At 62.0% G+C, this 2,358-nt stretch carries 2 protein-coding genes; both read right to left on the bottom strand.

Features of this window, described 5'->3' with window-relative positions; translation table 11 throughout:
* Positions 1-321 precede the first annotated feature (321 nt).
* Positions 322-1,758, bottom strand: a complete 1,437-nt coding sequence (locus tag VIM98_RS16650) for an IS1182 family transposase (RefSeq protein ID WP_331994236.1) — start codon at positions 1,756-1,758, stop codon at positions 322-324.
* Between the two features lie 133 nt (positions 1,759-1,891).
* Positions 1,892-2,239, bottom strand: coding sequence for a GFA family protein (locus tag VIM98_RS16645; RefSeq protein ID WP_331994235.1), 348 nt, complete (start codon positions 2,237-2,239; stop codon positions 1,892-1,894).
* Positions 2,240-2,358: the final 119 nt, after the last annotated feature.

Here is a 2,358-nt window from a genome sequence, read left to right as displayed (position 1 = left end):
CGGGAATGGCGTGCACAGGTGGGCACGCACATCGGACACCAGATCAGAAGTGTATTCCTTGGCATCTACACCAACGCCAACATAGACATCCGACGTGTCTGCAAGCGCTTCTTCTAGCCGATCCAATATCGAATTAGTCATGCCCCTATCAATCTATCATGGGCAACTCCCCACAGCTGCCGTTCGTGAACGTCCGCTTAGGGCCGAGGCTGTGTGAAAACGCGCGCGCCGGACGTGTTGAGGTTAAGCCGGCCTGGGCGATGGAGCAAACCGGCGGTGAAGTGCCGTCCGGCGTCGTACCGAGAAGCGCAGAAAAGAGAGCTACGCCGCCATCGCCTTCATCAGCGGCTGCACCCCGAGGATCTGTATCGCTCTCTTCAGGTTGTAGGCCAGTACATGCAAGCTCATTTCCGTGCTGACCTTGGGCAAGGTCTTCGTCAGGAAGTGCGTCGAGCCCATCCAGGCCTTGAGCGTGCCGAAGGGGTGCTCGACCGTTTGCCTTCGCAGACGGGATGCCTGCGGCGTGCGGTCGAGCCGCCGTTGCATCCGGTCGAGCACCCCTTCGTGTTCCCAGCGGGTGATGCGGCGATACGGGCCGGTGGTGCATTGGCCCTTGAGCGGACAACGGGGGCACGCCGACGACCAGTATTTGTGCACGGTGCGGTCATCTTCCATGGTGGAGAATCGCCAGATGGCGCGCTCGCCCGCAGGGCAGCGATATTCATCCTTCTTCGAGATGTATTGGAAGTCTCGCTTGTCGAAGAGGCCCTGCGCACGGTTGTTCGAGGTCATTGGCCTGGGCACCAGGGCCGTGATGCCGCTCTGCTCGCATTCCAGAATCTCCTCGCCCCGGTAGTAGCCTCGGTCCGCGACAGCGGTCAGCTTCCGGGCGTCGAGGACATTCTTGGCCTGCTTGGCCATCGAAGACAGTTGCTCCCGGTCGTGGCCGGCGTTGGTGACTTCATGCGCCACGATCAGATGGTGCCTGGTATCCACCGCGGTCTGGACGTTGTAGCCAACCACGCCGGTGCCCTTGCCGTGGGTGGCCATGGACCGGGCATCGGGGTCGGTCAGGGAGATTTGCTGGTCCGGTGCCTGCGCAAGTTCCTTCCCGATCTTGTTGAGCTGCCGCATGTGCGCCCGGATCGTGGCGATCTTGTCTTTGATGTGCGATACCCGTGCCTCGCTCACCAGCGCAGGCTGGCGATCGGCACGGTCCAATTCCTCCAGGTAGCGGCCGATGCTCTCTTCCAGGTGCTGCATGCGCAGCTTGAGTTTGGCGGGGGTGAAGTTCTTGTCGCGATTGTTGACGGCCTTGAACTTGCTGCCGTCAATGGCCACCATGGCCTCGCTGAACAGCTTGAGGTTGCGGCACAGCAAGACGAATTGGCTGCACACCTTGCGGATCGCCGGACCGTTGTCTTTGCGGAAATCGGCGATGGTCTTGAAGTCCGGCGCCAGCTTGCCGGTGAGCCAGATCAGCTCGACGTTACGCTGAGCCTCGCGCTCGAGCCGCCGGCTGGATTGAACCCGATTGAGATAGCCGTAGATGTAGATCTTGAGCAGCGTCCCGGGATGATAGGCTGGCCGGCCGGTGGCTTCCGGCTTCATCCCGTCGAAGTCCAGCTCGGCCAGGTCCAGTTCGTCGATGAACACCTCGATCACCCGGACCGGGTTGTCCTGGGCGATGTAGTCGTCCAGCGATTCCGGAAACAACGTGGCCTGGGATCGGTCTTCGCCTTCGATGTATCGCTTCATCAGTGACTCCCTGCCGATGACGTATCATCTGCAAGCGTCGCGCCAGGTTTTTACACAGCCTCGGCCGTTAGCCGGCAATTGATGGAACACTTTGCCTGTTCGTCGCGGCATCCCGAACTCCGGCGCGCTTCACCTAAAACGACCGCCCATCCACCGCCACCCGCGTGATCGCCCCCAAATCCACCCCCTCCAGGCACCGCACATTCACCGCCGCCATCGCATTACCCGCGCGGTCCTTGCCGTAGGCGAACGGCGCACAGCCGCAGGACGGGCAGAACTGGTGACGGATCACATGCTTGTTGAAGGTATAGGTCTGCAAATCGGCCTCGCCCTGGCGCAGCGTGAACTGCGCCTGCGGCACGAACCACAGCAGGTAGCCCTTGCGGCTGCAGTGCGAGCAGTTGCACTCCATCGCCTTGTCCAGCGTGCCCTCGACCTCGAAGGCGACCTTGCCGCAGTGACAGCTGCCCTTGTAGTGCATGGCGATCCTCCTCGTGTTTCCGGCTCAGCCGGCCTGCTCGTACAGCGCCAGGCGCCGTTCCTTGATGCGCCGCTCGACCAGGCGTCGGTCGATGCCGTGGCCGTCGGCATAGCTCAGGA

The sequence above is a fragment of the Dyella sp. genome, from assembly GCF_036568765.1.
Classification (GTDB): domain Bacteria; phylum Pseudomonadota; class Gammaproteobacteria; order Xanthomonadales; family Rhodanobacteraceae; genus GSA-30.
Note: the sequence above shows the minus strand (reverse complement) of the source record. Positions and strands in the feature narration are given on the sequence as shown.